The sequence below is a fragment of the Bifidobacterium asteroides genome, from assembly GCF_030758775.1.
Lineage (GTDB): Bacteria > Actinomycetota > Actinomycetes > Actinomycetales > Bifidobacteriaceae > Bombiscardovia > Bombiscardovia kimbladii.
Genome location: NZ_CP132384.1, coordinates 24,246 through 49,138, shown reverse-complemented (window position 1 = coordinate 49,138; position 24,893 = coordinate 24,246). Strand labels below are relative to the sequence as shown.

The following is a 24,893-nucleotide window of genomic DNA, read 5'->3' as shown; positions in this document are numbered from 1 at the left end:
GAGTCATTAACGCAATCAAGCTAATCATCATAATTTTTGCGGCCGTTGATCGTACGGGAGAATCTTCGCATTCAAAGCCCGTTGCACAGGGTTCAAAGTACCTAGCTATTTATGATAATATTTATCATCCCTAACCAGAACTGGCATCTTGTTAACGACCGTTCGCTAAAGCACGTCTTCCATTATTATGTAGACACAGCATGCATCGCTACTGTAAAACCAATCAATTTAGCGATATCATCGTCTGCCTCGCCCAAGCCCTTACGGTTGCTCGTTACAGGTTCTTACTTTGATCATTTGTCTACCCAGCCTCAAGTTTGCTCACGATGTAGCTACTACCCACCGTACGGTCTAGCGTTTCTCAAGGAGATCCTCATCGGCAACTATGATGAGTTTTACTGAAAAGCGCACAGGCACCCAGAGGGCCCATATTTACAGTCCAAGAGCAGAATCTCAACTATGCAGTGGGTGAAGGTTGCACACAATATTGGATATGACGGACAGCATCTACATGAAGTATCTGGCAACTATTAACATCCCTCAATACGAAAAATCAGGATGGCGTTGAACTTTATCATCAGTCTTTTCTCGGAATCTACTACGTCTTACTGACCTGCGGCATTCATGTCATTAGGGTCTTTTCTCAAGACAAGGCCTTCGAACAGCATTCCAAGGATGTTATGCTTATTCATTAAGCAGTTAACAGTATCTGCGAGTTTTAGAACCACGCCCTAGAGCCACAAAGCTTGTAGATGCTGTGATATGCCTATAGCCAGAACAGAAGACAGTGTCAACCTTGGTTTCAATGAATCAATATTGTCCTTATTGCAAAATCAGTCACAGTATCGAATGACTTAACTTCCCAAACCCTAACCCGACGAGGAAGCCTGCGGCTTGATTCGTCTGCCCTTTGAGGGACTGTTATGATTGCCGATCTGCATCGGCAATCGTAAAGCATGTCTAAAAATCTGCACCAGCACTTATTGATTCTTTCACTCATACAAGGGGATCATGCAGAGATTAATCTGCCGTCCTGTAGCGTCAGCAGACGGTCAACCCTGGCTAGGACCGAGGGGCGATGGGAGACGATTAGACAGGTACGGTCGCCTTTGCGCTTGATCAACCTGGTCAGGACACGGCCTTCCAAGAGAGCATCCATATTGCTGGTGGGCTCGTCCAGGAGTATGAAGGGCGCCGAGCTCAGGAAAGCGCGAGCCAATGCTACCCTCTGCCGCTGCCCCTCGGACAGGTCGGAGCCGTTGTCGGCGAGTAGATGATCCAAGCCATCGGGCAGCTGGTCGATCAAATCATCCAGACATGCATCATGGGCCGCCTGCTCAACATCTGCCCTGTTGGCATCTGGCCGGGCCAAGGCGATGTTGTCCGCCAGAGTGAGGCTAAATATATAAGTGTCCTGGCTCACCGGAGCCTGCTGGGCGCGCAGGTCGACGGTGCGGATGGTTTCGATAGGTAGGCCGGAGACGGTCAGATCCCCGCCGCCACGCTCCTGGAACCGCATCAGCAGATCGATCAAAGTAGATTTACCGACCCCGTTGGCGCCTTGGATACCAATCAGCTCGCCAGGCTTGATAGACAGATTCAGACCATGCAAAACTGCAATTCGACCGCCATGTTCACCTGAGTCATTCTTATCCGTGTCAGTCTTGCCAGAGTAAGAGAAGGAAACTGCCTTGGCCTCTTCTCCGGTAAATTTCGCCAAAGGATTCCCGTGACCGGATTCCACCTCACGTACAGGCGGCTCCTTGTCCAAAAGCGCGAAAACCCTCCTGGCAGCAGCCAGAGTGGGCTGCAGGCCGGCGCCTAGCCGGGCCACAGGTATCAGGGGGGCGAAGGAGGAAAGGAAGCCGATCAGTCCGATCATCCCCCGGGCAGGATCCATCAACCCCTCAGAGCCAAGCCAGCAGGCCATCAGTGTGAAGGCTCCGGCGCAGATCAGAGTGACCACATTGGTGACCATGTCGTTGGCGATGGTCCGCCCAGAGGTGCGCCCGCGGGCATCCAACATCTGGTCGGTGGCGGCTCCCACTCGATGGCGGGTATTGCCAAGAGCCCCCAATCCAGCCAGTTCGGTGCGGCCTTGCAGGGTCTCCAGAAGCAGGGAGTGCAGGCTGGCCTGGGCTGTTCGCTCCTGCATGGCTACCTTGAAAGTGGGCCTGGCGCTCAGGATGGGGATGAGCAGGCCGACGATCAGGTAGGAGACCAGGGCGGCAAGTCCCATCCAGGGTGAGAGCCAGGTGAGCAGGGCCAAATTGGCCAGAGAGGTCACCAGGGCGATGGCAATGGGCGAAAGCGTATGGGCGTAGAAGATCTCGAGCAGCTCGATGTCGTTGGTGATCACCGTCACCATGTCCCCGCGCGCCTGGTCGCGCAGGCCGGCCGGGGCCAGGGACCGCATCTTGTCGAAGACCGTCGTGCGGATGTCCCGGAGCATGCTGAAGGCCATCTCGTGGTTGTAGTACTGCTCCCCATAGGCCATAGCCCCTCGGCTGAGAGCAGTCAGAACCGCCACCAGGGCCCAGACGACCCACTGGCCATTCAGCGGCGGCCAGTCCGCGACCAGGCCGATCAGGGCCGCTGCGGCTGCCATCATGCTCCAGACTGCGAAGAGATGGCCCAGACTGCCGCAGAGGATGGCCTTGCCCTCCGTGCCGGCCAGAGGCTTCATCAGCCGGGCCATACGGCGCATCATCGTCAGATTGCCGGTCGTCTGCTGCATGTCGTCACTCCCCGTCCTCATACTGAGCCTGCTCCTTCCACTGGGCCGCGAATCCGCCCCCGGCATCCAACAGCTCACGGAAACCGCCGCACTCCGCCAGACGGCCCCCCTGCAAGAAGAGAATGGAATCGGCATTGCGGACCCCAGCCAGGCGGTGGGTGATGGTCAGGACCATGGACTCCTTGCCCAGCGCGTCCATCAGGGCTGCCAGTGTAGCGTCATGCTCGCGATCCACGGCGCTGGTGGCCTCGTCGAAGATATAGACGGGGGAACGCCGCAGGAGCCCGCGGGCAATGGACAGGCGCTGCCGCTGCCCTCCGGATAGGTTGCCTCCCTCGGGGTCGATAGGAGCGTCCAGTCCGCCCTTGCTTTGGACAAGACCGGTCAGGCCGACCTGGTCCAGCGCATCCTGCAGCTCCCAATCCGAGTAGCCCAGTCCGGCCGGGTCCAGATTCGACCTGATGGTTCCGGTGAAGAGGTGATCGGTTCCCCGAACCACAGTCTGCAGGCCGACCAAGTCCTCGCGTGACAGGTCGCTGATCTGGCGCCCGCCAATGGTCAGCTCTCCGCCATACCCCTGAAGGCGCCGGACAGCAGGCCCGCCAAGGTGCTCTTGCCGGAGCCCGAAGCGCCGACCAAGCCCACATGTCCCTTGGCAGGCAGATCGAAGTTCAGATCGGTCAGGGCCTGGAAGCCGTCAGGATAGGTGTAGGTCAAATCGCGAGCGCTGATGCCTAGCGAATCATCGCCAGACATATCCGCCTGATCTGCTTGCTTCGAAGCGGATTCCGAGTCAGACTCCCGAACTGCTTTCTCAGAAGTTTCGAGACTCGCTTCCGGAGCCGTCTCCGAACCCGTACTCTTGCATGACTCAGGAGTCGTCCCTGGAGCCGCCGACTCCCCGTTGCTCCCCTGCCGCGCTTGGAGAATATCGTCGATGGCCTTGCCCTGCTTGATGGCGACCATGCCGGAATGCATCATGTAGACCAACTGCCGCTCAGGTGCAAAGAGCCGGACCCCAGCCAAAGCAACAACCAGGCAGGACAGCACTCGAGCGGGCCCGCCCTGCCCGATCAGAACGGTGGCAACGACCGCCAGAATGAGGCTGGTGTAAATGACCACGTCGGCCTTGATCAGCGAGCGCAGCTGCCCGCCCAGAACCCCCATCGTTATCCGGCGGAACCCTTCGGACTCCTCGGCCAGGTCGTCGGCCTGCCGCTGGTCTGCCCCGAAGATCTTCAAGGTGTTGAGCCCCCTCAGGGCATGCTCGAAGTGGACGCCGACCTTGTCATACTTGCGCAACTGGCCCAGCTGCACCTTGATGTTCTCGCCCATGGTGGGCTTGGATGCCAGGGGCAGAGACACCATGCCGATCACGACGATTGCCGCAGCCAGCGGGCTGACAGGCAGGAGGACGGCCAGGGTCACGACCAGCATCAGGGCGGTCTGGACCAGCGCCGGAATATAAGCCGTGAAGTAGGAGACGACCGACTTGACCCCCTCGGTCGAAAGCCTGGCCAGGGTCTGCGCCGGAACGCCCAGGTCGTCCTCCTGCCTGTTGGGGTCGAACACGGATAGATACAGGGCCTGGGAGAGCGCCTTGCCCATCCCATCAGCCAGCCGGGCGCTGACGAACTTGGCGACCGCCTGGGCCAGGAGCCGAACCAGGATCAGCCCGCCTATCAGCGCCGCCAAGGGTCCGGGCCGACCGGGCACCCAGGCAAGGGCATGGGGGACAGGCAGGCGAAGGGAACGGCCCACGGCCGCGATGGCCACCGGCAGGAGGAGGACCTCTGCCAACGCGCCGATCGTCTGCAGGAGGGCCAGCAGGAGGCTGGCGCCCATCCTGGCTCCCGGTAGATGAAGTAGTCGCTTGCTGATCATGCCTGTCCTCCGTGCCGCCTTTCTGATACGCCTCTCTCAGTGGACACTAACAAAATCCTCGCGCGCCAGGCAATACCCTGATTGTGAAGCACTGGCAAGAGACATAAAAAAATATCATTTACTTTCCCTCCCGGCCCTCCTAAACTTGACGGCACAACCTGAAATCGGCGGATATGGCCTAGGGCCGAGCGACCGCCACCCAGATGGGAGCGATCCTTTATGAAAGCACTGAAGACAAAAGACCTGGTCAACGTCGGCATTTTCACGGCCCTCTACTTCGTCAGCATGGCGGTGGGCAACTTCATCACCGTCTTCCTGGCTGGCCTGGTCATGCCCGGCCTGTCCTCCCTCTTCATCCCCGCTGTGGTGGGGCTGGTCTCCGGCCCGGTCTACATGCTGATGATCCGCCGGGTGCCCAGGTTCGGGGCCATCACCATCGTCGGCGTCATCATGGGCCTCTTCCTGCTGGTCTTCGGTCACTTCGCCCTCTCCTTCATCCCCTACGCTTTCTGCGGCCTGCTGGCTGATCTGGTTCAGTCCTCCCTCAGGGAGAGCCGTCCCAACCTGGCCCGCTACCTGAGCTACGTCATCCTCACCTTCGGCTGCACCGGCCCCGTCCTGCCCCTCTGGTTCATGAAGGACGCCTATGTGGCCAGCCTGGTCCGCCGCGGCAAGAGCCAGGAGTACATCAACGGCGTCTTCGCGCCCATCACCGGAGCCACCTTCCTGGTCTGCATCCTGGCCACCCTGGTCGGCGCCCTGCTCGGGGCATGGATAGGCGCCCGGATCGTCGACCGGCATTTCAACCGGATCCCCGCCAAGCAATGAGGCCCATCTCCATCTACACCAGATTCCTGCTGGTCATCTTCGCCAACGCCCTGATCTTCGTCACCCTCCCCACTCCGCTGGTCCTGGCCATCAACATCTACTTCTGCAGCTTCCAGGTCATCGTGGGCAGAGTGAGGAAGGGCCAGGCCTGGCTTCTGGTCTGTCTGGTCTTCGCCCTGGGCGCCTCCCTGGCCATGGTCTTTCCCGAGAACCTGCCGGGGCATTACCTGCTCTTCCTCTTCGTCGGCGTAGGCAGGATCCTCCCCCTGGTGCTGGTGGCGGCCTTCATGATGGGCACCACCAAGGTCTCGGAGCTGGTCTACCTGCTGCGCAAGATCCATGCCCCCCAGTGGCTGGTCATCCCCGTCAGCGTCCTCTTCCGCTTCTTCCCGACCGTCAGGCACGACTACGCCCAGATCAGACGGGCCATGAAATTCAGGGGGATCGCGGTCACCACCGGCGACATGGTCCGGCATCCGATGCGAACCATGGAGTACATCTACGTTCCCCTGCTCAACAACGCCACCAACGTGGCCTCCGACCTGACCTCGGCCGCCCTGACCAGGGGGATTGGCGACCCCGGTCCCAAGACCTCCATCCAACGGATTGCCTTCACCAGACTGGATGCGCTCATGTGCGCCCTGGGTCTGGTCCTTATGGGATGTGGAGCCTATGTTGCAATGTTCCAGGCTTAGCTTCACCTACGAGGGTGCCAGCCAGCCATCCCTCAAAGAGGTCTCCTGCCGGATGGGCCAGGGAAGGCTGACCGTGGTCACCGGGCCGAGCGGTTGCGGCAAGACCACCCTGTCCAGGGTCATCAACGGCCTGATTCCCGAACTCTACGAGGGCAAGCTGGAGGGAGAGTGCCTGATCGGGGGCGAGCCCACCACGGCCCGGCCCATCTACCGGCTTTCGGAGCAGGTAGGATCGGTCTTCCAGAACCCCAAAACCCAATTCTTCACCACCGACGTCCGCAGCGAGCTGGCCTTCCCCCTGGAGAACACCGGGGTCCAGCCGGAAGCCATCCGGGAGCGCATAGACCAGGTGGCCGACCTCTTCGGCATCACCCAGCTCTTGGATCGGGACATCTTTTCCCTGTCCGGGGGCGAGAAGCAGATGATCGCCATCGCCTCCTCCTGCATGATGGACCCTCAGATCCTGGTCCTGGACGAGCCTTCGGGCAACTTGGACGTCGAAGCGGTGGCCAGCCTGGCGCAAATTTTGGGCCGCTTGAAGGACCGGGGCCTGACCATGGTCCTGATCGAACACCGCCTCTACTACCTGGACGGCCTGGCCGACGACTTCCTGGTCATGAAGGACGGCAGGCTGACAGAGCACCTGACCCCTGCCGCCATGAGGGGGCTGGATGGTCCGAGTCGCCAGGCTATGGGGCTGCGGGCCCTGGACCTGGATGCGACCGAGAATGCGTGCGCCCCTGCCAGGGTCATCGATGACAGGACCCCCGACCTGCTCCGGGTCAGGAACCTGACCTATGCCTACCATCACGACCAGCCTCCTGCCTTGGATGTGGACGACCTGACCCTGTCCAGCGATGACATCACCGGCATCATCGGCCGCAACGGTGCCGGCAAGAGCACCTTCGCCTCGGTCCTGACCGGACTGCTCAAGCCTGGCGACAGGTCGGAGATCAGCCTGAATGGGACGAAACAGACCGCCAGGGAGCGCGTCGAGGACTCCTACATGGTCTTTCAGGATGTCAACTACCAGCTCTTCAGCGAGACCGTTGAGGGCGAGATGCTCCTTGGAGCCAAACGGACCGACCTCTTCGAGGAGGTGGCACGAAAGCTGGACCTGGAGCGGCTCCTGGGCCGACACCCCAACACCCTCTCTGGCGGGGAAAAGCAACGGGTGGCCATCGCGGCCGCCATACTGTCGGGCAAGCGCCTGGTGGTTCTGGACGAGCCCACCAGCGGCCTGGACCTGCTCCATATGAATCAGGTGACCGGGATGATCCGCTACATGCGCTCCCTGGGGGTCATGGTGGTCGTCATCTCGCACGACCAGGAGTTCCTGGCCCAGACCTGCCAGCGGTTCATCACCTTCCGCCAGGGCAGACCGGTCAGGGACAGCCGGAAACTGGGCAACCTCCTGCAAGCCCTCTGAGCCCTTGCAGGGTCGGTGAACATGACGCCTCCCGGCAGGCGGTTCTCCTGTGCTCCGGACCCCGCGAACGTATACAGTAGTGGGGAAAAGAGCATCAGGGGGCGTCCCTCGCGTCGGACGGCCCCGCCGCACAGCCAGGGTTACGAGAGGGCATGATGGGCTATATCGACGTCATCGGAGAGACGAAACGGTATGTGACCGGCGAGACGACCATCGTGGCCAACAATGAGGTCACCTTCTCCATCGAGAAGGGCGAGCTGGTGGTCATCCTCGGCGCCTCCGGGGCTGGCAAGTCGACCGTGCTGAACATTCTGGGCGGCATGGACACCTGCAACGAGGGCCAGGTGATCGTGGACGGGAAGGACATCGCCGGCTACGACGCCCGGCAGCTGACCACCTACCGCCGCTACGACGTGGGCTTCGTCTTCCAGTTCTACAATCTGGTGGCCAACCTGACCGCCAGGGAGAACGTTGAGCTGGCCTCGGAGATCGTGGACGATGCCGCCGACCCTGTCCAGACCCTGGTTGACGTGGGCCTGGGCGACCGGATCGACAACTTCCCCGCCCAGCTTTCCGGCGGCGAGCAGCAGCGTGTGGCCATCGCCCGGGCCGTGGCCAAGAACCCCAAGATCCTGCTCTGTGACGAACCCACCGGAGCCTTGGACTACCGGACCGGCAAACAGGTGCTGCGCATCCTCCAGGACCAGTGCCGCAAGAAGGGCGCCACCGTGGTCATCGTCACCCACAACGCGGCCATCGCCCCCATCGCCGACAGGGTCATCCGCATGCACGACGCCCGGGTCCAGGCCGTGCAGACCAATGACAGCCCCGAAGACATCGAAAACGTGGAGTGGTGAGGATGCAGCCTGTCAGGAGGGTGCTCTGGCACGACATCCGGGTCTCCCTGCGCAAGTCCCTGGGACGGTTCATCTCCATCGTCTGCCTGGTGGCGCTGGGTTCCTTCGCCCTGGTCGGGCTGAGCGTGACCGGGCCGGACATGCGGCAGGCCGGCAACGCCTACCTGTCCGACCACCATCTGGCCGATCTGATGGTCATCAGCAGCTACGGGCTGGACCAGGAGGATCAGGATGCCATCGACACCGCCCCCGGCAACTCCGGCATCGAATACGGATATCTGAAGGATGTGGTGCTCAAGGGCACCGACAAGAGCCTGCGCATCTACTCCGCCCCCGACAGGATCTCCACCTATGAGCTGGTCGACGGAATCATGCCGACCAGACCCGACCAGATAGCGGTCGACACGGCCCTGGCCGGGAGCCACCCCATCGGCAGCAGCATCCAGGTGGATGAGAAGGCCGACCAGCTGGGCAGGAAGGTCTTGAGGCACCACAAGCTGCGCGTGGTGGGCACGGTCAGGTCGACCGAGATCCTGAGCAAGGTCAACATGGGCCCCTCCACAGCCGGATCCGGATCCCTGGACTCCTACGCCGTGACCACGCCCGGGGCCTTCGACTCGGACGAGTACATGATCGCCCGCCTGACCTTCAAGGACCTGGACCGGACCAGGGACCACTATTCCGACCGGTACATCCAGGCCCTGCAGACCCACAAGGACGATCTGAACAGGATCCTTTCAGGCCGCCCCACAGCGAGGCTGAACGCCATCAAGGCCCCCCTGAAGCAGAAGCTGGACCAGGGGCAGGCCCAGGTGGACCGGTCCAGAGCGGAACTGGAAGGGAACCGGCAGCAGCTGGACCAGGCCAGGAGGGATCTGGACCAGGGCGCCCAGGGCATCCAGTCCGCCAAGAACCAACTGGCCGCCAAGACGGTGCAGGCCCAGGCGGCCATCGACCAGGGACAGCAGGAGGTGGATCTGAGCTCGGCTGAGCTGGCCCGAAAGCAGAAGCAGTACCAGTCCTCCGCCAACCAGGTGGCCCAGGGCAGGCAGCAGGCCGATCAGGGTCAGCAGGCCATCGACCAGGGACAGGCCAAGCTTGATGGTTCCCGCCAGCAGCTGGAGGGCGGCAAGGCCCAGGCCGACCAAGCTGTAGCCCAGGCCCAGGCAGCGCAGAAGCAATGCAGACAGGGCATCGCACAGGTCACCGGCCTCATTCAGGCCATCGACGCCCAGCTGGCCGCCCCCGGGCTGACCCCCCAGCAGCAGGAGGAGCTCAACCGCCGAAAGACCGGGCTCCAGGCCCAACTGGCCGAGCTCAACCGGCAGTCGCCGCAGATCGATGCCCTGGCAGCCAAGGCCAAGGCGGGCCGAGATGCCTTCATGACCAACCAGTACACCCCCGGCATGGCCCAGATTGCGGCCAACCAGCAGACCCTGGACGCAAAGCGGCAGGAACTGACCCAGGCAAGAGCCAAAGTGGAAGAAGGCGAGCGCCAACTGGCCCAGGGCAAGGCCCAACTCGACCAAGGCTCAGCACAGCTGGCCCAGGGCAGGGCCAAGCTGGCCCAGGCCCGGCAGCAGCTGGCCGGCAGCCGTGCCTCAGCCCAGGGGCGGATCGACCAGGCCCAGGCCACCCTGGATCAGAAAACCGCGGAATACCGGACCAAACTGGACAAGTTCAAGAGGGAGAGCCCGGACGCCCAGAAGAGGATCGACGACTCCCAGAAGAAGCTGAACAAGGCGGCTGACCAGCTGAGCCGGCTGGAAAAGCCGGTCTACGCCCTGGACTCTCGTCGTGAGGCGCCCGGTTCGGAGGGCTACAAGGTTTACGCCTCCGTCTCATTCATCGTGGACTCGCTGGCCAAGGTCTTCCCCTACTTCATGTACCTGGTGGCTGCCCTGGTCACCTTCACGACCATGACGCGCTTTGTGGACGAGGAGCGGATCAACGCCGGAACGCTCAAGGCCCTGGGCTACAGGGACCGGGATGTCATGGCCAAGTTCCTGGTCTACGGCGGAGCGGCTTCGGCCCTGGGCGCCCTCCTGGGCATCATCGCCGGCCACACCCTGCTGCCCTGGATCGTCTACCAGGCCTATGTCCACGCCTTCGACATGCCGCCCATCCACTACGGCTTCCACCTGCCCATCACCCTTCTGGCCTGCCTGCTGGCCTTCCTGAGCGCCGTGGTCCCCGCCTTCCTGAGCGCCTGGCGGGAGCTGCGCGAGAAGCCGTCGGCCCTCCTCCTGCCCAAGCCGCCCAGCGCCGGTTCGAAGATCTTCCTGGAGCGCATACCCCTGATCTGGAACCGGCTCAGCTTCACCCACAAGGTCACCGCCCGGAACATCTTCCGCTACAAGCAACGGATGCTGATGACCATCTTCGGGGTCTGCGGTTCGGTGGCCCTCCTGATGGCCGGTTTCGGCGTGCAGGGGTCCATCTCCGCCATCAACGAGCACCAGTTCGGCCAGGTGATCCGCTACGACCTGATCGCCGCCGAGAACAGCCAGGCCACATCCGACCAGCGGCAATCCATCAAAAAACGGCTGGAAAAGCCCGATGTGAGCCGCTCCCTGAACGTGCGCTACGAGGAGATGAGCAAGACAGCCGGCCACAACGCCGACAAGCAGTCCATCACCATGATCGCGCCGGCCAGCGCCGAACATCTGGACGACTTCATCCGCATGGACACCCGGTCCGGGCACAAGCCCCTGAGTCTCAAGGGCGACGGCGTGATCCTCTCCGAAAGGATCGCCCAGCTGACAGGGACCAAGGTCGGCGACAGGATCACCCTGCAGGATTCAGGCGGCAGGGACAGGGCCATGCGGGTGGACGGCATCTGCGAGATGTATCTGGGGCACTTCGTCTTCATGAGCCCATCGGCCTACAGGACCGTCTTCCACCAGGACTTCTCGCCCAACGCCCATCTGGTCACCTTCAAGGACTCCAGCGCGGAGAACACCAGAAGGCAGGCCGCCTCCTTCATGCGGATCGACGGGATCCAGGGGGTGGTGCAGAACACGACCCTGATGAGCCAGATCGACACCGTGGTCAGGTCCCTGAACATGATCATGCAGGTGCTGATCATCGTGGCCACCCTGCTGGCCCTGGTCATCCTCTACAATCTGACCAACCTGAACGTGGAGGAGCGGATCCGCGAGCTGAGCACCATCAAGGTGCTGGGCTTCTACGACCGCGAGGTGACCATGTACATCTACCGGGAAACCATCCTTCTTTCAGCTATCGGCGTCCTGGCCGGGTACGGGTTCGGAGCCTGGCTGCACCGCTACATCATCACCACCGTTCCACCGGACAACGTCCTCTTTGACCCCTCCATCAGCTGGGTGGCCTTCGTTGTGCCTTTGGTCATGATTACGGTCATCACGGCCGGACTGGGCTGGATGGTCAACAACAAGCTCAAGCATGTGGATATGCTGGAGGCCCTCAAGTCGGTGGACTAGGCCATATCGGCATTTACCCATGCTGATGGCGTAAGCTGGCACTCCAAGAGTCCATGAGTCCATGCCATTAAAGCCATTGAGAATCCAGAAAGCGGAGGACGACGGTGCTGCAGATCGAACACATCTCTAAACAGTACAAAACGGGGGACTTCGTCCAGCAGGCCTTGAACGATGTCAGCGTCAACCTGCGCGACAACGAGTTCGTGGCCATCCTGGGCCCCTCCGGCTCCGGCAAGACCACCCTGCTCAACATCATCGGCGGGCTGGACCGCTATGACCAGGGCGACCTGATCATCAACGGCACCTCCACCAAAAAGTACAAGGACAGGGACTGGGACTCCTACCGCAACCACACCGTGGGCTTCGTCTTCCAGAGCTACAACCTGATCCCCCACCAGAGCATCCTGTCCAACGTGGAGCTGGCTCTGACCATCTCGGGCGTGCACCGGCAGGAGCGGCGCGAACGGGCCAGGCAAGCCCTGGAGCAGGTGGGGCTGGTCCAGCACGTGAACAAGCGGCCCAACCAGCTCTCGGGCGGGCAGATGCAGCGGGTGGCCATCGCCAGGGCTCTGGTCAACAACCCCCGCATCCTCCTGGCTGACGAGCCCACCGGAGCCCTGGACTCCGAGACCTCCATCCAGATCATGGACCTGCTCAAGGAGGTGGCCCAGGACCGGCTGGTGGTCATGGTCACCCACAACCCCGAGCTGGCCCACCAGTACGCCACCAGGATCGTGGAGCTGCACGACGGCTCGGTCATCAGCGACTCCGACCCCCTGCCCGACGACCAGGTGCCCATCCGCCGGGCCCGCCACCGCACCTTCGGCAAGGCCTCCATGGGGCTGCTGACCTCCCTGTCGCTGAGCTTCAACAATCTTCGGACCAAGAAAGCCCGGACAGCCCTGACATCCTTCGCTGGGTCCATCGGCATCATCGGCATCGCCCTGATCCTGTCGGTGTCCACCGGGGTCAACCGCTACATCGACAGAATACAGCGGGAGACCATGACCTCCTACCCCATCACCATTCAGCAGCAGTCCTTCGACCTGAACAAAATAGTGGACTCTGCCCAGGAAACCCAGAAAGAGGCCAAGGCCCACAAGGATCTCAAGGCCATTCAGCCGGACGACTCCAGCGTCAAGGGGGCCTCCAGCCTGACCAGCAGCATCACCCAGAACAACCTGACAGACTTCAAAAAATACTTGGACAATCCCAAGAGTGAAATCCACCAGTACGTAGGGTCCGTGGGCATCCAATACTCCTACGCCACCAAGTTCTCGGTCTTCGGGCACGATCCGGACGGCAAGCTGGTCTCTGCGGATAAGGTGACCATGGGCGGGCAGGACGATGCCAGCTCCACCGCCAGCCAGATGGCCACAGCCAACACCGACAGCGACATGGGCGATATCCAGTCCATGCAGATGTCCTACCTGACCGGCAAGACCGAGAAGAACAAGGCCCCGGAGATCTTCGGCGAGATCATGCCGGGGGCCGATGCCAAGACCACCATCAGCAAGGTGGTGACCGACAACTACCAGGTGGTGAACGGCACCTGGCCCAAGGCCAAGGACCAGGTGGTCCTGGTGCTGGACAAGAACAACCAGATGCCCGTCACCAGCCTCTACAAGCTGGGCATCCTCCCCTCCAGCCAGTACACCGACATGATGAACAAGCTCAACAGCGGCCAGGAGGTCAAGGTAGACACCAAGCCCATCGAATACGCCAAGGCCATGGACCAGAAACTCTCCCTGGTGCCCGCTGCTGACCAGTATGCCAAGGGGACCGACGGCCACTACCACTACATCGGCGACAACACCGACCAGATGACCAAGGCCGCCGACCAGGGCCTGCAGCTGCACATCGTCGGCATCGTCCGCCCCAACCAGGGGGCCAAGGCCACGCCACTCAAGGTCGGCGTCGGGTATACCCGCCAGCTGACCGACTACCTGATTGACCAGGCCAAGACCAGCCCCATCGTCACCGACCAGGAGGCCGACCAGGGCCACAGCGTCCTCAACGGGATGGCCTTCGCCCCTGCCGACGATGCCGCCAAGGCCAACGACGCCAAGGCCTACATCGCTTCCCTGGGCGTCAGCCAGAAGGCCAGCATGGCCCAGGAGATCATGAAGGGCTCGGCAGCCATGGCCGGCCAGGATGCCCAAGGTCTGGGTCAGAGCCGGGCCGGAGCCGCTGCGAGAGCCCAAGGTTCTGCGGGGATCCCCACGGGGGCCTCTGCCGAACAGCAGACGGCCCAGGCCTTCGACCAGTACATCGCCACCGCCCCGCAGGACGCCCTGGTCGCCATCTACAACCAGTATGTCTCCACCGGCACCTACGCCGACAACCTGAGCGACTTCGGCCTGATCTCCCGGGACGCCCCCTCCCGCATCAGCATCTACACGGACAGCTTCGAGAACAAGAATTCCGTGGGCGACTCCATCAAGCACTACAACGACAAGGCCGCGGAGAAGAACAGGATCGTCTATACCGACTACGTGGGCCTGATGATGAATTCAGTCACCACCATCATCAACGTCATCACCTACGTGCTGATAGCCTTCGTCGGGGTCTCGCTGGTGGTCTCCTCCATCATGATCGGCATCATCACCTACATATCGGTTCTGGAGCGGACCAAGGAGATCGGCATCCTGCGCGCCATGGGCGCCTCCAAGCGGAACGTCTCCAACGTCTTCAACGCCGAGACCGGCCTCATCGGACTTCTGGCAGGTCTGCTGGGAGTGGGCATCACCCTGCTGCTGATCATTCCGGCCAACAGCATCATGCACCACTTCATGGGGACCACCGAGGTGAACGCGGCCCTGCCTGCATCGGGCGGCGTGGCCCTGGTCATCCTGAGCGTGGTCCTGACCCTGATCGGCGGCCTGATCCCCTCACGGAAGGCGGCCAAGCAGGATCCCGCCACCGCCCTGCGCACCGAGTGAGGCTGAGCGACACTGGGTGACACTGGCAAAGAAGTGAATTCCCGCACAGTCGGGCCTTGGGGGCGGTCCCTCTTTACTCGGGAATGCCATAATGAACCCCGTGAATGAGCAATCCAATCAGATGACAGATCAACAGAAACGGCAGCCCCTCTTCCCCGGGCGGGCCTTCATCAGCACCGTCCTGGACGTGGTCGAGAGCAAGAAGACCATGAGCGGCGCCCTGACCGGCAAGTACATGCAACGAGCCACCATGGCCGGCCTCTTTGTGGGTATCTTCTTCACGGCCTACTTCGTCATCATGGGCCAGGCCGGCCAGAACCCCGCAGACCACGGCCTGATCCTGGCAGGCCGGGTCCTGGCGGCGACCACCTTCGGCTGGGCCCTGGTCCTGATCTACTACACCAACTCCGAACTGCTGACCTCCAACATGATGGTGGTCACCATAGGCGCCTATCACAAGCGCCTGGGCTGGCTGGCCTCCCTGCGGATCCTGGTCCTCTGCCTTCTGGGCAATCTGGCCGGAGCCCTGATCGTGGCCGTCATCCTGCGCTTCTCATCCATCGTCAGCGGCCCCACCCTGGACCAGATGCTGACGGCCGCGGCAACTAAGACCGGCTACGTCTCCGGCGGTCCCATGGGCTTCGCTGACCTGTTCGTGCGCGGCATCCTGTGCAACTTCTGCATCAACATCGCCATGCTCATGGTTTACAACGGCAAGCTTTCCAACGACTTCACCAAGTGCATCATCATGGTCGTGGCCGTCTTCGTCTTCGCCTTCTGCGGGTTCGAGCACTCGATAGCCGATTCGGCCCTCTTCCTCATCCTGGGCGTCTTCGGGCGGGTCAACGCCTGGAAGGCGATCCTGGTGGTCCTAGTGGCCATGCTGGGCAACTACATAGGCGGGGGCATCCTGATCGGCCTGAACTTCGCCACCATGAACGATGAGCGCCGGTTCAAGGCCTGACTAACCTTCCCGCCTGTTGCCGTCCCCCGCTCATCAGAAACCGCATACGTGCTTACGAGCCTGCGCAAAGACACCTACTCATGAAGAAACTCGAATATTTATATACAGGCAGAAAGCGGAGGTTCATGATGGGCGAGACTGAGACGGCAGCCAGCAAGTCCCTGGTGTATGAGTTCTACGACCAGGTCTTCAGCCGGGGAGATACCAGCAACCTCGACAGGTTCATGCGAAACGACTACATCCAGCACAACCTGGAAGACGTACAGTCCCGTAACGGCAACGGCATCTTCTGACCCCAGCGACATAAGAAAGGGCGTAAACAGACCGGGCAGGGAGACAACTGCAGCCGCTCCAGGACATGGATATCTCTTTTAAGTTGGGTCCAAAATCCTCCTAGATCATCCAGACACCTGCAGCGTTGATATGGTCAGCCAAGACTGATCCAGCTGCTTCCATACCGTTTTGCTGACCATATAATCGCAGTCTACGCGGCAATCCGTCTGTGTGAAAGAAACCCGCGCCCGCATTCATGGCCGCTTCACAATGGCCCGGGCCTCCCGGTCGTCTGGTGATCAACATTGACCGACCAGAGCCACACGGGAGGCCCGGAATCACCACCGTCCCAGACTTATGTATGCACGATGCCCTCCTTACAATTGGCACTCAAGCCCGATCGCCTGTCCGCACCTATTTGGTCTTGTCCGGTTACTCAAGCAGGTTGCGACGCAGGGCCTCCACCTGGTCTGATCCGAACCCTAGGGCCTGATGTGCATAGGCGAAGACATCACCATAGGCATCAATCATGAGCTGGCGGGCGTAGATCAGATATTCCTTCTTGACATAAAGCGCGACCGCCAGTGCATCCAACGAATCCTGGTCGAAGCCCTTGGCGCGGAATTGGTCCAGCAGCTGATTGTTGGCCGCAACCCTCTCCTCGTTGGTCTTCAGATAGTCCGCGAATATCTGGTCGTCGTCCACCTCCAGCAGCCAGAGCACCAGGGCCGCGGCGAACCCGGTCCTGTCCTTGCCGGCAAAGCAGTGGAAGAGAGTGGCCCCCTGTGTGTTGCCCACGACGATGCGCAGGAAGCGCCCAAAACCTTTCTGAGCGCCTGGATTCAGGACCATATCGTGGTAGGTGCCCAGCATATGGTCATTGACCCGATCGACCGAACCTATTGAGGCGAAGTCGTCCAAGCTGGTATTACGGGCACCGATCATACCCAGCAGATCGATGTTGGTAAAAGAGATGCCTTCGATTGAGTCGTCAGGACTCTCCTGTATCTCGAAGGGCCTACGGAAGTCCACGACCTCCGTCACCCGGTAACGGTTAACCAAATCCCTCTTGGTCTCCTCGTCCAGGCCGACCAGCTGCCCGGACCGGATGAACTTGTGCTGGCGGACCCGGCGGCCGTGGATGGTCCGCATGCCACCCAGATCCCGGAAATTGGTGATGTTCATCGACGACCTCCTCTAATACGTTTCTCTTCCATCAAGGCCACTAGGCCCAAAAGCACAACTGCACAGACAATGGCGATATACAGCACAATAAAAGTGTCGTTCCAACCATGCAGCACATGCCCCAGCACGGTCAGCCCATCGGACGAGGAATCTGCGATTTTAGCCAGCAGGACCTTGGCAGTGGAATCACCGAACAGATATGCGAATGCACCGACCATGCCGCCGGACAGCACATTTGCTCGCTTTGGAATTTGATTGAGCATGGAGATATTGATCAGCATCTGGGGTCCGAAAATGAACATACCCAAAAAGAACAGCGAAATATAAATGACCACAGGGGTGCGGCCCAGCTGGTAGCCTGCCATTCCGAGCGGCAGGCAGATGGCGCAAAGCGTGGATACAAGGGCGGGCCTGCCACCCAGGAAGTCAGACACCACGCCCCAGAGAAGGCATCCAATCAAAGCACCCATCTCGAAATAGAAGATGGTCCGTGCACCGACCTGATTGCTGAAATGCAGCTGCTCAGTCACGCGCAAAGGCGCCCAGTTGTCGATGCCGATGCGGATCAGATAGACGAAAACGTTGCTGACGCAAAGCACCCAAACCCAAGGGTTGGAAAGCAGGTACCGGCGGAAAATCTGCCAAGTGGTATCGTCATGCGACTCTTCGTCTTCCTGCTTGACAGGCTCATCGAAGATCGTCTCCGAGGGTTCCCACCCGAGGTCCTCAGGCCGGTTCTTGCCGACCAGAAAGCACATAATAGCAACAAGGAGCGCCACTATTCCCGGGACAATAAACATCCCGGCCACCTTTCCTCCAAAGAAGGTTTGGGCACACCAGATGGCGAATACTCCAGCCAAACCGCCACCGATATTGTGTGAAGCGTTCCAAACACCCAAATATCGGCCATAAGTCGTCTTCGTCGTCCAGTTAGAAATCACCGTGGCGCAGCTTGGGCCTCCGGCGCACTGAAAGATCCCGTTCAGGGCCCATAGAACGATCAACCACCCCATAGGCACATGACTCAGGGTGAACAGGAAACCAATGCAGATGACCGCGATAGACGAGCAGAAAAGCATAATCGATGCAATCTTCTTGTTGTCTTTGCCGGTGACTAGATATCCCACAACGATTTTTCCGATTCCATAGACAACAGAGAAAACAAAACCGATTACGCCCAACTGCTGGGTAGTAATGCCCAGCTGCTGTTTCATCAAAGGCTGCGCTGCTTTAAAATTATTCCGAACAAGGTACATGGTAATGTACAGAATGATTACCATCAGATATGGTTTCATGAACTCACGGAACCAGAGATGTCGTTGTTCAGCTACCGGTATGGTCGTCTTCGGCACATGTTTGTCCAAATGGATATCGAATATCCTGCCAGCCATCTAATACCTCCCTGTATATAGTGGACAACAGCTGACATTTTACTTATTTGCTTCAACGTTTTATGTATTGACACACATGGGTTTTGGGGCATCATCAAAAGTGCATTAAAAATATAGTTCGTGGATATGTTCCATTGAATGCACCAGGCCCTTCATCAATTGAACATAACCTCAAGATTTCTGGGCAACGTGCTGACTGCTGCACTAATCCCGATCAACGGCGTAAGTCACTGTTAATGGCTTTTTCAATATCGAATGAGCCGGAATATTAGTAAGTTGCTCCACGAAAGTTGTATTTTTATTGTCTATTGTGTCGTGAGAACACGAGCACGGATCGGATAAAGCTGACCTGCATACGCCTCGTGGGCTTACCACACCATGAAACATGCTGATAAAGCTAAAGTGCACTTACATATAGAGGCGCGGAGCGCAGACAAAGAGTGTTTTGTGGAGTGTATAGCCGGACATACAGTAAGGCCTCTGGTGACTGATGTCATCAGAGGCCTTTACTTTTAGGTGTTGTGGCGGCGGTGTGCTACTCTCCCACACTCTTCCGGGTGCAGTACCATTGCCGTGCTGGGTCTTAGCTTCCGGGTTCGGAATGGGACCGGGCGTCTCCCCCAGGCCATGACCGCCGCGAATCTTCAATTCTGCCGACCCTGCCGGGTCGGGGTCTCCTGGCGGCTTGGGGACCGGATGGTGGACGCGTGTTCCGATTGTCTGATCGCCTGTGCGTGTTCGTGCATATTGCCGCAGGCATGTGTTTCGCAGCAGGGTTGATGCCGCCGCCCCTCACGGGGGCGGGTGTGGTGTTGTCTTCGACCATTAGTGCCGGTCGGCTCCGCCCCTTGCGGGGTGTCCACGTCCGGTCTATCGACCATGTGTTCTGCATGGGGTCTTCAGAAGCCGCAAGGCTTCATGGAATCCTTATCTTGGAGGGGGCTTCCCGCTTAGATGCTTTCAGCGGTTATCCCATCCGAACGTAGCCAACCGGCCATGCCGCTGGCGCGACAACCGGCATACCAGAGGTTCGTCCACCCAGGTCCTCTCGTACTATGGGCAGGGCTCCTCAAGATTCCAACGAGCGCAGAGGATAGAGACCAAACTGTCTCACGACGTTCTGAACCCAGCTCGCGTGCCGCTTTAATCGGCGAACGGCCGAACCCTTGGGACCTGCTCCAGCCCCAGGATGCGACGAGCCGACATCGAGGTGCCAAACCATCCCGTCGATATGGACTCTTGGGGATGATCAGCCTGTTATCCCCGGGGTACCTTTTATCCGTTGAGCGATGCCGCGTCCGTACGCCGGCACCGGATCACTATCTCCGACTTTCGTCCCTGCTCGACCCGTCGGTCTCGCAGTCAAGCTCCCTTGTGCGATTGCACTCAACACCCGATTGCCAACCGGGCTGAGGGAACCCTTGGGCGCCTCCGTTACTCTTTGGGAGGCAACCGCCCCAGTTAAACTACCCGCCAGGCACTGTCCCTGGCCGGGATGACCGGCCGAGGTTAGAGGCCAGATGAGGACAGAGCGGTATTTCACATTCCGGCTCCACGGATGCTGGCGCACCCGCTTCGAAGCCTCCCGCCTATGCTACACAGTCCGCACCTAACGCCAATACCAAGGTATAGTAAAGGTCCCGGGGTCTTTTCGTCCTTCTGCGCTTAACGAGCATCTTTACTCGTACTGCAATTTCGCCGAGCTCCTGGTCGAGACAGTGGGGAAGTCGTTACGCCATTCGTGCAGGTCGGAACTTACCCGACAAGGAATTTCGCTACCTTAGGATGGTTATAGTTACCACCGCCGTTTACCGGGGCTTGAATTCACCGCTGCCCCCTCCGAAGAGGGATGACGGATCCTCTTAACCTTCCGGCACCGGGCAGGCGTCAGTGCATATACAGCGACTTACGTCTTCGCATGCACCTGTGTTTTTGGTAAACAGTCGCTACCCCCTGGTCTGTGCCGCCCCCACCGGCTCCGCGCGCAAGGCGCCTCACCGGCAGGGGCCTCCCTTATACCGAAGGCACGGGAGTGATTTGCCGAGTTCCTTGACCAGGATTCGCTCGATCGCTTTGGTATACTCTACCTGACCACCAGTGTCGGTTTAGGGTACGGGCGGCGCCACTCCTCACGCCGAAGCTTTTCTCGACGGAACGGCACACCGGATTCGGGGCACAAGGCCCCCCATCATCACACCTCGCGCTCATGCCGGGCGGATTTGCCTGCCCGACGCGCCGCATGCTTGACCACGGATAACCACCACCGCGGCCCGGCTCCCGTTCCGTGTCACTCCCGCGCTACCCGCCACGCATCCACACGCCGGTCCCATGCCATCGGACGGCCCGAAGGCCATCGCCCGACACAGGTAAGGGCACGCTTCCGCGTCTTGGATTGGACGGCTTGACGCCGGTAGGAGAATATCGACTCCTTCATCCATTCGACTACGCCTGTCGGCCTCGCCTTAGGACCCGACTCACCCGGGGACGACGAACGTGGCCCCGGAACCCTTGGTCATCCAGCGGGCGGGATTCTCACCCGCCTCTCGCTACTCATGTCTGCATTCTCACTTCCACACGGTCCACGGCCGGCTCACGCCGCCGCTTCGCCCCATGCGGAACGCTCTCCTACCCAGCACAGCAAACTGCGCTGCCGCGTCTTCGGTGGCGTGCTTGAGCCCCGCTACATTATCGGCGCGGAACCACTAGACCAGTGAGCTGTTACGCACTCTTTCAAGGATGGCTGCTTCTGAGCCAACCTCCTGGCTGTCTATGCGACTCCACATCCTTTCCCACTTAGCACGCGCTTAGGGACCTTAGACGACGATCTGGGCTGTCTCCCTCTCGACGACGGAGCTTATCCCCCGCCGACTCACTGCCGCGATACACCTCTCACGTATTCGGAGTTTGGCTGCTGTCGGTACCCGATACGGGCCCTCAAGCATCCAGTAGCTCTACCCCATGGAGGCACTCACGCGACGCTGCACCGAAATGCATTTCGGAGAGAACCAGCTATCACGGAATTTGATTGGCCTTTCACCCCTAGCCCCAGGTCATCGGCCCGGTTTTCAACCCAGGTCCGTTCGGTCCTCCACGCGGTCTTACCCGCGCTTCAACCTGCCCAGGGCTAGATCATCCCGCTTCGGGTCCAGGACACGCGACTGGAACGCCCTTATCGGACTCGCTTTCGCTACGGCTGCCCCACACGGGTTAGCCTCGCCACGCACCACTGACTCGCAGACTCATTTTTCGATAGGCACGCCGTCACCCCGAAAGGCTCCGACGGATTGTAGGCACACGGTTTCAGAAACTCTTTCACTCCCCTCCCGGGGTGCTTTTCACCTTTCCCTCACGGTACTCGTACGCTATCGGTCAGACAGGAATATTCAGGCTTACCCCACGGTCGGGGCCGATTCACACGGGATTCCACGAGTCCCGCGCTACTTGGGAACAAGAACCGGCAGGCGGCGCGCCTTCGGCTACGGGGCCATCACCCTCTACGGCCGGGAATTCAATCCCGTTCGCCTCACACGCCGCTTTATCACTGCCGCCGGGCCCGTCGGAGCCCGGACGCCAAGTCCCACAACACCCATGCCGCAACCCCCGACGGGTCTCACACGGCACCGGTTTGGCCATCATCCGCTTTCGCTCGCCACTACTCACGGAATATCCTTTCCTGCAGGTACTGAGATGTTTCACTTCCCTGCGTACCCCCCGCACGAATGCGGTGCCGGCCCATAACAGCCGGCGGGTTACCCCATTCGGACACCCTCGGATCAAAGCCCTGTCGGCGGCTCCCCGAGGCCTATCGCGGCCCCACGCGTCCTTCATCGGTCCTGTCTGCCAAGGCATCCACCATGCGCCCTTGCCGACAACACGGCCACAGGCCATGCCACGACAACAACAACTGCGAACTGCCAGACGACAAATCATCACACTAAACGATCACAAAACGATCGACCCGAACCCACCAAACATGGGCTCGGACGAAACAATACAGCAGACAGCCAGCCCGAAAAGCCAGCCATCCGCTCGCGTCCACTATCCAGTTCTCAAGCCACCAGCGCGCCGCCAAGACCCGCCACAGGGCAACACCCCATGCAGGAACCCGACGGGCGGCAGGAACACCACCCAAAACAAGGTGGCGGTCCGGGAACCCAACAGCGCATCCATGCCACAGCCTTCCGACCGTTCCACGCCAGCACGCCCACGCCATCCGACCAACCGGCCGGACCCATGGACACGACCCCACGACCCATAAACAGGCGGGGGATTTCACTCATATCTCCGTAGAAAGGAGGTGATCCAGCCGCACCTTCCGGTACGGCTACCTTGTTACGACTTAGTCCCAATCGCGGACCTCACCTTAGACGGCTCCCCCCCAAACGGGTTGGGCCACCGGCTTCGGGTGCTGCCCACTTTCATGACTTGACGGGCGGTGTGTACAAGGCCCGGGAACGCATTCACCGCGGCGTTGCTGATCCGCGATTACTAGCGACTCCGCCTTCACGGAGCCGGGTTGCAGGCTCCGATCCGAACTGAGACCGGTTTTCAGGGATCCGCTCCATGTCACCATGTCGCATCCCGTTGTACCGGCCATTGTAGCATGCGTGAAGCCCTGGACGTAAGGGGCATGATGATCTGACGTCATCCCCACCTTCCTCCGGGTTAACCCCGGCGGTCCCCCGTGAGTTCCCACCATAACGTGCTGGCAACACGAGGCGAGGGTTGCGCTCGTTGCGGGACTTGACCCAACATCTCACGACACGAGCTGACGACGACCATGCACCACCTGTGAACCGGCCCCGAAGGGAAGCCGCGTCTCCGCGGCCGTCCGGCACATGTCAAGCCCAGGTAAGGTTCTTCGCGTTGCATCGAATTAATCCGCATGCTCCGCCGCTTGTGCGGGCCCCCGTCAATTTCTTTGAGTTTTAGCCTTGCGGCCGTACTCCCCAGGCGGGATGCTTAACGCGTTAGCTCCGACACGGAACCCGTGGAACGGGCCCCACATCCAGCATCCACCGTTTACGGCGTGGACTACCAGGGTATCTAATCCTGTTCGCTCCCCACGCTTTCGCTCCTCAGCGTCAGTGACGGCCCAGAGACCTGCCTTCGCCATCGGTGTTCTTCCCGATATCTACACATTCCACCGTTACACCGGGAATTCCAGTCTCCCCTACCGCACTCCAGTCCGCCCGTACCCGGCGCCGATCCACCGTTAAGCGATGGACTTTCACACCAGACGCGACGAACCGCCTACGAGCTCTTTACGCCCAATAAATCCGGATAACGCTTGCACCCTACGTATTACCGCGGCTGCTGGCACGTAGTTAGCCGGTGCTTATTCGAAAGGTACACTCACTCTCGCTTGCTCCCAATCAAAAGCGGTTTACAACCCGAAGGCCGTCATCCCGCACGCGGCGTCGCTGCATCAGGCTTTCGCCCATTGTGCAATATTCCCCACTGCTGCCTCCCGTAGGAGTCTGGGCCGTATCTCAGTCCCAATGTGGCCGGTCGCCCTCTCAGGCCGGCTACCCGTCGAAGCCTTGGCAGGCCATCACCCCGCCAACAAGCTGATAGGACGCGACCCCATCCCATGCCGGTAAACCCTTTCCCGCACCATCATGCGATGATGCGGAGCATCCGGCATTACCACCCGTTTCCAGGAGCTATTCCGAAGCACGGGGCAGGTTGGTCACGCATTACTCACCCGTTCGCCACTCTCACCGCCAAGCAAGCTTGGCGGATCCCGTTCGACTTGCATGTGTTAAGCACGCCGCCAGCGTTCATCCTGAGCCAGAATCAAACCCTCCACAAAAAACCATGAAGAAGCCGAAACGACTCTCATAATAAATTGACGGGCCAGCTTCCATAAGGAGGAAACCAACCCACGAAAAACCCCGACACCCCTCACAACGCTCCCACGTACCCGACAACAGCCGGGCGGGCATCGGACTGGCAATCAAAAAGCTATAAGTAGCACAAACACGCTCTTGAGTTCTCAAACCACCACCACACCAACAGCTCCAAGCCCTCCGAAGAGTTCTCATCACTGCCGGGCAGCAAGAAGTAAACTTACACGAGTTTGGGTTGACCCGCAAATTGGCATACTGAAATTACGGTGGAACCCAATGATTTCGCGGTTTCTACGGCGTGTCGGTTTTTGCCGACCAAGCCCCGCTCAATTGGCCTTCACCTATCCAGGAGCCCCGCGCACTCTTCAGCGAGGCTCAAACCAATATCTTCAATG

11 protein-coding genes, 3 rRNA genes and 1 pseudogene are annotated in these 24,893 nt (G+C 60.2%); 8 read left to right on the top strand and 7 right to left on the bottom strand.

Features of this window, described 5'->3' with window-relative positions:
• Positions 1–1,009 precede the first annotated feature (1,009 nt).
• Together RAM15_RS00155 and RAM15_RS00150 are read right to left on the bottom strand one after the other, a co-directional pair.
• A complete protein-coding gene (locus RAM15_RS00155; protein WP_306221561.1) occupies positions 1,010–2,758 on the bottom strand; it encodes an amino acid ABC transporter ATP-binding/permease protein in 1,749 nt (582 codons plus the stop codon).
• Positions 2,742–4,582, bottom strand: a pseudogene (locus RAM15_RS00150) (ABC transporter ATP-binding protein/permease). Before RAM15_RS00150 ends, RAM15_RS00155 begins: the two are co-directional and overlap by 17 nt.
• Positions 4,583–4,840: 258 nt before the next feature.
• Between RAM15_RS00150 and RAM15_RS00145 the strand changes: the two are divergent.
• From RAM15_RS00145 to RAM15_RS00110, 8 genes are all read left to right on the top strand, one after another.
• Positions 4,841–5,449, top strand: coding sequence for an MptD family putative ECF transporter S component (locus RAM15_RS00145; protein WP_101431750.1), 609 nt, complete (start codon positions 4,841–4,843; stop codon positions 5,447–5,449).
• On the top strand, positions 5,446–6,144 hold the full coding sequence (locus RAM15_RS00140; protein ID WP_198216722.1) for an energy-coupling factor transporter transmembrane component T: 699 nt from the start codon (positions 5,446–5,448) through the stop codon (positions 6,142–6,144). Before RAM15_RS00145 ends, RAM15_RS00140 begins: the two co-directional genes overlap by 4 nt.
• The gene (locus RAM15_RS00135; protein WP_306221560.1) at positions 6,122–7,573 is read left to right on the top strand and encodes an ABC transporter ATP-binding protein; all 1,452 of its coding nucleotides are present in this window, start codon (positions 6,122–6,124) and stop codon (positions 7,571–7,573) included. The genes RAM15_RS00140 and RAM15_RS00135 overlap by 23 nt, the downstream gene beginning before the upstream one ends.
• A gap of 155 nt (positions 7,574–7,728) precedes the next feature.
• Positions 7,729–8,430 (top strand): ABC transporter ATP-binding protein, encoded by a 702-nt coding sequence (locus RAM15_RS00130; RefSeq protein WP_045923831.1) that lies wholly within the window; start codon positions 7,729–7,731, stop codon positions 8,428–8,430.
• 2 nt (positions 8,431–8,432) lie between these two features.
• The gene (locus RAM15_RS00125; RefSeq protein WP_306221559.1) at positions 8,433–11,891 is read left to right on the top strand and encodes an FtsX-like permease family protein; all 3,459 of its coding nucleotides are present in this window, start codon (positions 8,433–8,435) and stop codon (positions 11,889–11,891) included.
• Between the two features lie 104 nt (positions 11,892–11,995).
• The gene (locus tag RAM15_RS00120; protein ID WP_306221558.1) at positions 11,996–14,833 is read left to right on the top strand and encodes an ABC transporter ATP-binding protein/permease; all 2,838 of its coding nucleotides are present in this window, start codon (positions 11,996–11,998) and stop codon (positions 14,831–14,833) included.
• 121 nt (positions 14,834–14,954) lie between these two features.
• Complete coding sequence (locus tag RAM15_RS00115; protein ID WP_306221557.1) at positions 14,955–15,797, top strand: formate/nitrite transporter family protein; 843 nt, start codon at positions 14,955–14,957, stop codon at positions 15,795–15,797.
• Positions 15,798–15,922: 125 nt separating this feature from the next.
• Positions 15,923–16,090: a hypothetical protein gene (locus RAM15_RS00110; protein ID WP_306221556.1), complete on the top strand. Its 168-nt coding sequence runs from the start codon at positions 15,923–15,925 to the stop codon at positions 16,088–16,090.
• Between the two features lie 412 nt (positions 16,091–16,502).
• Here the strand turns inward: RAM15_RS00110 and RAM15_RS00105 are convergent, their stop codons facing one another.
• The 5 genes from RAM15_RS00105 to RAM15_RS00085 all read right to left on the bottom strand — a co-directional run bounded on the left by RAM15_RS00105 (position 16,503) and on the right by RAM15_RS00085 (position 24,461).
• Positions 16,503–17,255 carry a tyrosine-protein phosphatase gene (locus RAM15_RS00105; RefSeq protein WP_306221555.1) on the bottom strand — a complete coding sequence of 251 codons (753 nt, stop codon included), beginning with the start codon at positions 17,253–17,255 and terminating at the stop codon, positions 16,503–16,505.
• Positions 17,252–18,646 carry a hexose-6-phosphate:phosphate antiporter gene (gene uhpT, locus RAM15_RS00100; RefSeq protein WP_306221554.1) on the bottom strand — a complete coding sequence of 465 codons (1,395 nt, stop codon included), beginning with the start codon at positions 18,644–18,646 and terminating at the stop codon, positions 17,252–17,254. Before uhpT ends, RAM15_RS00105 begins: the two co-directional genes overlap by 4 nt.
• A gap of 522 nt (positions 18,647–19,168) precedes the next feature.
• Positions 19,169–19,285, bottom strand: a 5S ribosomal RNA gene (rrf, locus tag RAM15_RS00095).
• A 167-nt stretch (positions 19,286–19,452) separates the two neighbouring features.
• A 23S ribosomal RNA gene (locus RAM15_RS00090) occupies positions 19,453–22,522 on the bottom strand.
• 414 nt (positions 22,523–22,936) lie between these two features.
• Positions 22,937–24,461 (bottom strand): 16S ribosomal RNA (locus tag RAM15_RS00085).
• The 16S, 23S and 5S rRNA genes sit together here, the layout of an rRNA operon.
• Positions 24,462–24,893 lie beyond the last annotated feature (432 nt).

Coding starts and splice junctions, on each gene's coding strand:
- RAM15_RS00135 (WP_306221560.1), top strand. CDS start 6,122: ATGTTGCAATGTTCCAGGCTTAGCTTCACCTACGAGGGTGCCAGCCAG.
- RAM15_RS00115 (WP_306221557.1), top strand. CDS start 14,955: ATGACAGATCAACAGAAACGGCAGCCCCTCTTCCCCGGGCGGGCCTTC.
- RAM15_RS00105 (WP_306221555.1), bottom strand. CDS start 17,255: ATGAACATCACCAATTTCCGGGATCTGGGTGGCATGCGGACCATCCAC.
- RAM15_RS00145 (WP_101431750.1), top strand. CDS start 4,841: ATGAAAGCACTGAAGACAAAAGACCTGGTCAACGTCGGCATTTTCACG.
- RAM15_RS00155 (WP_306221561.1), bottom strand. CDS start 2,758: ATGAGGACGGGGAGTGACGACATGCAGCAGACGACCGGCAATCTGACG.
- RAM15_RS00140 (WP_198216722.1), top strand. CDS start 5,446: ATGAGGCCCATCTCCATCTACACCAGATTCCTGCTGGTCATCTTCGCC.
- RAM15_RS00110 (WP_306221556.1), top strand. CDS start 15,923: ATGATGGGCGAGACTGAGACGGCAGCCAGCAAGTCCCTGGTGTATGAG.
- uhpT (WP_306221554.1), bottom strand. CDS start 18,646: ATGGCTGGCAGGATATTCGATATCCATTTGGACAAACATGTGCCGAAG.
- RAM15_RS00125 (WP_306221559.1), top strand. CDS start 8,433: ATGCAGCCTGTCAGGAGGGTGCTCTGGCACGACATCCGGGTCTCCCTG.
- RAM15_RS00130 (WP_045923831.1), top strand. CDS start 7,729: ATGGGCTATATCGACGTCATCGGAGAGACGAAACGGTATGTGACCGGC.